Source organism: Bacillus sp. SSR7 (assembly GCF_055902415.1).
The window spans coordinates 168791-175523 of record NZ_JBVVXV010000013.1 but is presented as its reverse complement, the minus strand read 5'-3'; the positions used below and the strand labels follow the sequence as shown (position 1 = coordinate 175523).

Here is a 6733-nt window from a genome sequence, read left to right as displayed (position 1 = left end):
TTGTTGCTCTTCTTGTTTACGTTTTTCTTCTGCTTTTTGTTGCTCTTCTTGTTTACGTTTTTCCTCTTCTGCTTTTTGTTGCTCTTCTTGTTTACGTTTTTCTTCTGCTTTTTGTTGCTCTTCTTGTTTATTCTTTTCTTCCTCTGCTACTTTTTTGTCTTCATCCACTTTTTGCTCATCTGGTGCGCCCTTTAATTTTTCTTCATTACCTTTACAAGCACTTAAAGCAATTACACATAAACTCATAAGTGCAATTAATAACAATTTCTTTGACATTTAAAAATCCTCCTATTTATACATTACAAATCAATAACTTTCATAGTATAGCAAAAGTATATGTATTCCTTTGTCAAAATTTGTCGTATGCATTTAATTCCCCGTAAAATACTAGGTATTACAATTAGAAGAAGGATATTTGTTAATGTATATCAAATATTAAACAATATAAATAGAGCCATTCATGCAAAGGGAAACATCATAAAAATTTATAAAGACAAAGGTGAGATTATTGAACATTTCAGTTCTTGGTTGTGGGCGTTGGGGTACTTTTATAGCTTGGTATGCTAACAAAATTGGTCATAATGTCATGTTATGTGGCAGAGAAAACTCAAGAAATTATCATAAATTAAGTGAAACTAGAAAAAATGATTATCTTACGCTCTCAGAAGATATTGAGCTAAGTAATTCTCTACATAAAGCAATTTCATTTGCGGAGATTATTATTATATCGATTAGTGCACAAGAATTACGTTCGTTTGCTAGTCAATTAAACTTAATTAATGAAATACAAGGAAAAACCTTCATCTTATGTATGAAAGGACTTGAAGCAACAAGCGGAAAGAGACTTTCTCAAGTATTTAGTGAAACCATTGAAAAAAATGTCAATTTAGCTGTTTGGGTAGGACCTGAACATGTACAGGATTTTGTAAATGACATTCCGAATTGTATGGTGATTGGATCTGAGAATATTAGTATCACTAAGGAAATTGTGCAGGAATTTAATAGTGATTTAATACGGTTTTACTACGGACAAGATTTGATTGGCAATGAAATAGGAGCTGCTACAAAAAATGTTATGGGCATTGCCGCAGGAATGTTAGATGGATTGAATTACAGCAGTTTGAAAGGTTCACTCATGGCTAGAGGGACAAGAGAACTTTCACGTTTGGTTACAGCTATGGGAGGAAATGATTTAACGATATACGGATTGAGTCATCTAGGAGATTATGAGGCCACATTATTTTCATTACATAGTCATAACCGAAAATTCGGAGAAGCGTTTGTCTCAGGTCAAAAATTCGAAAAGTTGGCAGAAGGAGTTTCAACAGTAAAAGCATTGAAAGAACTATCTAAACAATACGATGTCGAGCTTCCAATTAGTAACGCTTTATATGAGATTTTATTTGAAAATAAAGATGCAAAAAATACATTAGAAGAACTTTTTTTAAGACCTGTTAAATTTGAATTTTAAGGATACCTCCCCCAACTCTTTCTGTTGAAAGATAAGTAACATATAATCAATTAAAACAATGTAACAACCCACATTAACAACAAAAACATCAAAAGAAGGCATTCCATATATGGAACGCCTTCTTTCACTTTATAAAACCTTTCAATAATATGAAATATCCTAATTAACCAAATCACTCATTTAACGAAAGAAATAAGTTAATTACATAACGCTCTTCTAACTTTCCTTGCGAAGCTTAGCGGATCATCAACGTCTTCAATATTAACGTAAATTAAATTTGGATCATCACATAACCACTCATTGTGTATAGACGAAACAATTATTCCTTGTTTAATAATTGTAGCAACGAATCCATTGACTTCTTTTTGTAAGAGTGCTACCCGTCCTAGACATAATGCCCGTCCAGTTTTTTGATCTCTTGATTCGAATGAGAAGGAACTTGTTACCCTAAAACGTTTCCCTAAAATTGTTGCTTTTATTTCATCCCGATTTATCGTTGCCACGCATTTTCCACCGGCAAATCCTTCTTGCCCACCAATAATTCTTGCAAACTGTTGACAAATTAATTCATCATTACACGCCATACCTTTCATCATCCCCCCTTTTTACTGTTAGGTTATGAATAAATACACAAGTCTGAAACGGTAATGAATCTATTCTATTATAAAAAAGATACTGGGAATCTTTTAAAGAGCAGAAAAAATACACCCTAAGGTGCCATCCTCCGACTTGAGAATCATATCTATGTATGAAAAAAAATTTAGAAAAGGCCAATACAAAAGAGAAAGTTCTAACTGTAATGTATGGAGCGCTTATGATATTAAGAATCCACGTTATATTACTTTCTAATCAGTCTCGTTAAAGCCATCCCAAGAAATCCAACACCCATTCCTATGAGCCATCCAGTTTGGGCATTACCTAACATAGATCCCACTCCTCCGCCCAGAAACATGCAGCCAACGAATACTAATCCTCCAATTCCCCAATTCGGCCGTTCCATAATTCAATCACACCCCTTCAATAAAGCATATGCTTTTAGCTATCTAAACTTTCTTGCATAGGATGGTTAATTATTTTGCTTAGGTTTAGCACTATCAGGGAATTCAAAAATTCCTCTCTTTATATAGACCAGTCATTTGCCACATTTCTTTTTACATATATTTTTAAAAGAAGGTTTCCATTCTGAGAAATCCTCATAAACAAACGTTATTTTGTTACATATTTCCTCTGCAACTTCATACATATGTTTTATATCATTAGCCGTAAATAATATAGCCCCTTTGCGTTGCGTACTATCTACAATAGTTGGTATGGTGTCGCCCTCTTTTACTACTAGATCAATTAATACGATCTCGGATATGTTAGTTAACTCTTTATACTTGATTTCTTTTAAGCAACCTGGTTTTGGAATCAAGCTTAAAGACATAGCTTGATATTTTGAAGGTACACATCTAAATTCATCTATAATCTCAGTAGCTAGCGCATCATAATAGTATCCAAATTGAGATATGCCAGTTGTTAGTTCCACCATCTTCCAGATGTTGCCACCACCTATTCTAACTTGAGACTCTATAATTATTGGCTTATTTTGTTTGTCTAACTTTATTTCTGTATGAGTAATGCCATTTTCCATTTTTATATCGTCTAAAAATAACATTACTTTCTCCATAATGAATTGTTTTTGAGATTCATCTATAGGTGCTGGCATAATCGTATAGTTTATTATAAATGTATCTTCTTTACATACTTCAGCTGATATAGCAAGTATAGAATGTTTTTTGTTATAAGAAACGGTTTCAACCGTATAAACTATATCACCTTCCACATACTCTTCCACTAAAACAGGTAGTTGAATACCATTTTCTTTAATAAACACCCCTACGTCATCTCCCGAGTTTAGCTTACATACTCCTTTACCCCCTGCCCCAATCGGCGGCTTTATTATAACACTATCTTTTTTATTCAAAAATTCATTAATGTCTTCAGTATTATTACAAACTGTCGAATCTATCGAAAAGTCCTTACCTGCTAGAATTTCACGCATCATGTCTTTATTGCGAGTTATCATATTAGCATTGTAAGAAGGTCCTTTAACATTAAAAATCTTTGCAATTATGCAAGCCGTATCTAATGCTGTTTCGTTAAAAGACACAACCACATGAAAGGGTCGCTCTTTAAATAATTCTTCAGCATAGTATATAGACAAGGGTATGTTTGTTGTGTCTAATTCTTTTTTATAGAAACATTTTTCTAAGATAACTCCATCAAAATATATGTGTTTAGCGTAAGAGCCTATATACGAAACAGTATACCCACTGTCTAATGCATCTTGTATAGGTTTTGTCCATCCCCCTATAAATAAAATGTGTGGTTTATTTTCTATGTCAGTTCCTTTTAATACCTTATGCATCATAATCATCCCCTCTAAAATGAACTCGTATATTCAATGTCAGTTACTTTTGATACGCCTCGTCTTAACAACGCAACTAAACACAATGTTGTTCCGAAACCTCCTATAAATAACGTAGTTTGAAGCCCGAATATAGAAATTAAAAATGCACTAGCAAAACTTCCCAATGCCCAAGCTCCCCAATTAAGCGTGCGCTGTACAGCATTTACTCGGCCCAGCATGTGATTTGGTGAGGCAAGTTGTCTTATAGTTGCAGCGTAAGGGCCAAATACACCTTCTCCCATACCATGTATGATACTTGCGGCTACTATACCGTAAACTGTTCCCATATATCCCATTATCGGTATAAAAGCCAAACCGGTAACTGATACAGTAGCGCTATAAATAAGCATTTTTGTATTATTAATTTGTTGACTCTTTTTCATGAGAACCGTATTACCTATTAAAAACCCTACTGCTGCTGAACCTACAACAAATCCTATTTCAATTTCAGATAGCCCCATTACCTTATAAAGGAATATTACTAAAATGCTATTTAGTATGTATTTAAAAAAACCGTAAACAGCACCACATGTCACAATTGGCTCTAATACAGGGTGTTTTTTGAAATATATCAAACCCTCATATATGTTTTCGTATATGGATTTTAAATTTACGTCTTTTAAAGAACCCTCTGTATGCGGTTTAAACTTTGAAATAAATAATACAAACATAAAACAAACAAAATACGTTACTGCGTCAACAGTAAACGATCCTGTTAATCCGACTAGAGTAATGACGATTCCAGCTAGCATAGGACCAATTACTATAGAAAGAGACTCCGAAAGTGCTAGTTGAGCATTTCCTTTTTTTAAGTTGTCTTTATCTGTTACGATTTCCGGTAAGAAAGAAGGAATGGCAATGTTGTAAAACGTGGTGAATATTCCATTTAAAAACATGATAAACACCAATAAAGGGAACGTAATTATATTTGTTACAGTAAGTATGAATACTGATAAAAACAATATGCCTTGACATATACTACAAATTAGCAAAACATTTTTCCTATGAAAAATGTCTATTAAAGCACCGGCTACTAACCCAAAAATTAGGTAAGGGACGAATATAACCCCACGAAGCATAGCAGCATTTGCTTCACTTGTTTGTAACACCTCTAATGCAAAAAGTGGCAAAGCTACTATTGTAAACTGAGTACCTAACAAACTTATAGACTGTCCTAGACAAAGCTTGTGAAAATTAAAATGTTTGCTACCTTTCATAATATCCCCCCGTTAAATCCATCTTTATAAATTATCAAGTTTACGATATAAGTCAGAGTAGGCAAAAACTATCTTTCAACTAATGTCTGTACCACATAAAAATTCGAAACCTGCTATACAAGCGAGTTTAGTTTCAAAATGAAAACTTGATGTTTAAAAATTACCTGGCTAATGAAAAGCTCACCTTCCGAAAGATACTTCCGCATTCATTTATAAATCAATTGATATACGGATTGAATTTGCTTGTAAGAATCAGTTTATTAATTAGTTTGTTTCGAATTCATTTTCCGATTGTATGTCACTTTGAATCACCTCCAGCATCAGTATAACCTTGCAGGCACGCTGTTGTACGCATTTTGGAATGTAATAGCAAGATAACGAAGCTACGATGACGAACTGAATGGATTTAACCTTGTTATTGGAGGACACATATATACATGACAATTGATTAAAATACATCAAGCCCTATGGGATAAATTTTTAGATAAACCAAAATAACAAGCAAAAAGCCCCTTCAAATTTGAAGGGGCTTTTTAATATATAGAAATTAACTTAAATTAAAAATAACATCTCTTAAAAGGGGGGCATTTTTTTATTATTCATGTTTATTGAGGAGCCTTCGTTTGAAGCAACTTTAACCCCATGCTAATAAAAATCAGTCCTGTTACTTTATTTAGAATCATTCCTACCTTTTGATTTCCTCTTAATTTTTTGGTGACATAGGAAGAGAAATAAGCAACAAATAAACACCACAATAGTCCAGTTACTGTAAAAGTAATTCCTAAAATGATAAAAGGTATAGGACCTGAAGCCCTTGTATCTATAAACTGCGGCAGAAATGCAATAAAGAATAAAGAGACTTTTGGGTTCGTAAGACTTGTTAAGAGTCCTTGTAAATATATCTTTCTTTTGATTTACAACCGATAAAACTGATGTGGTATACCATTCGTATCACGGAGCCAAAACTCACTATTGAATAAGTAAAGCCCCAGAAATCCAAAGATCTCTGGGGCTTCCTTATATATTTAGCTCTTTTTGCTTTTTGTTTTGTTTATATCTATACAGCAATTTTCGGCTTATTAGAGAAATCACTAATAAAGTCAGTATCAATACGACAAGTTGCATCCATGATAAATCAAAATATTTAGCACCTGTAACGATTAAAAGTGTAGAAATCGTTCCTTTTACAATGAAAAAAATAATAATCCATAATCCGCCTTTTTTCCAGTTCATTTTATATTACCCTTTCCTACTTTTAAATTCTTGAAAAAATTAGTGATAGTTTTTGAATGTGACACCTTAATAAAAATCTATTATATTAGTAAACTTTTTCACGAAAATCATATCTATTTACATACGACGATTCCATCATAAATGAAAATGATATTCAGTGTCAATTTTATTGACTATTTGAAAACCTGTTTCTTCATCTGAATCTCTCTCCACTTTGCTTCTTATAAGCAATGAACTCTTGTCTTCAAACAAAAACACCTCCATTGCATTTGCACACTTAGTATGCGAATGCAAGAGGTGTTTTTTCATGGACCATCAGGTAAAATTTCCTGCTTTGTTTACTCGTTTAAGTTTTTAATG

Annotated in this window: 6 protein-coding genes and 2 pseudogenes; 1 reads left to right on the top strand and 7 read right to left on the bottom strand. The window is 33.0% G+C overall.

The genetic code is table 11. The annotated features are described in order from the left end of the window. Window positions 1-276, bottom strand: a pseudogene (locus AC0NJG_RS21150) (YwbE family protein); the annotation flags it as partial. A gap of 223 nt (window positions 277-499) precedes the next feature. On the opposite strand from AC0NJG_RS21150, the gene AC0NJG_RS21145 reads away from it, so the two are divergent. Continuing rightward, window positions 500-1471 carry an NAD(P)H-dependent glycerol-3-phosphate dehydrogenase gene (locus AC0NJG_RS21145; protein ID WP_474063374.1) on the top strand — a complete coding sequence of 324 codons (972 nt, stop codon included), beginning with the start codon at window positions 500-502 and terminating at the stop codon, window positions 1469-1471. 197 nt (window positions 1472-1668) lie between these two features. Here AC0NJG_RS21145 and AC0NJG_RS21140 read toward each other — a convergent pair whose 3' ends face one another. The 6 genes and pseudogenes from AC0NJG_RS21140 to AC0NJG_RS21115 form a co-directional block, all read right to left on the bottom strand. After that, window positions 1669-2055, bottom strand: a complete 387-nt coding sequence (locus tag AC0NJG_RS21140) for a DUF1259 domain-containing protein (protein ID WP_140421268.1) — start codon at window positions 2053-2055, stop codon at window positions 1669-1671. 254 nt (window positions 2056-2309) lie between these two features. Beyond that, window positions 2310-2471, bottom strand: coding sequence for a hypothetical protein (locus tag AC0NJG_RS21135; protein WP_033691926.1), 162 nt, complete (start codon window positions 2469-2471; stop codon window positions 2310-2312). Between the two features lie 132 nt (window positions 2472-2603). Beyond that, window positions 2604-3890, bottom strand: coding sequence for an ATP-grasp domain-containing protein (locus AC0NJG_RS21130; protein ID WP_173602008.1), 1287 nt, complete (start codon window positions 3888-3890; stop codon window positions 2604-2606). A 5-nt stretch (window positions 3891-3895) separates the two neighbouring features. Further along, complete coding sequence (locus AC0NJG_RS21125) at window positions 3896-5140, bottom strand: MFS transporter (RefSeq protein ID WP_474063373.1); 1245 nt, start codon at window positions 5138-5140, stop codon at window positions 3896-3898. A 605-nt stretch (window positions 5141-5745) separates the two neighbouring features. Next, a pseudogene (locus tag AC0NJG_RS21120) lies at window positions 5746-6048 on the bottom strand (LysE family translocator); the annotation flags it as partial. 109 nt (window positions 6049-6157) lie between these two features. Further along, entirely contained in the window at window positions 6158-6373 is a 216-nt protein-coding gene (locus AC0NJG_RS21115) for a hypothetical protein (protein ID WP_016717976.1), read from the bottom strand. Between the last annotated feature and the right edge of the window lie 360 nt (window positions 6374-6733).

Bases quoted from the DNA above. Each gene is read 5' to 3' on its own strand.
- AC0NJG_RS21140 (WP_140421268.1), bottom strand. From the start codon at position 2,055: ATGGCGTGTAATGATGAATTAATTTGTCAACAGTTTGCAAGAATTATT.
- AC0NJG_RS21135 (WP_033691926.1), bottom strand. From the start codon at position 2,471: ATGGAACGGCCGAATTGGGGAATTGGAGGATTAGTATTCGTTGGCTGC.
- AC0NJG_RS21130 (WP_173602008.1), bottom strand. From the start codon at position 3,890: ATGATTATGATGCATAAGGTATTAAAAGGAACTGACATAGAAAATAAA.
- AC0NJG_RS21125 (WP_474063373.1), bottom strand. From the start codon at position 5,140: ATGAAAGGTAGCAAACATTTTAATTTTCACAAGCTTTGTCTAGGACAG.
- AC0NJG_RS21115 (WP_016717976.1), bottom strand. From the start codon at position 6,373: ATGAACTGGAAAAAAGGCGGATTATGGATTATTATTTTTTTCATTGTA.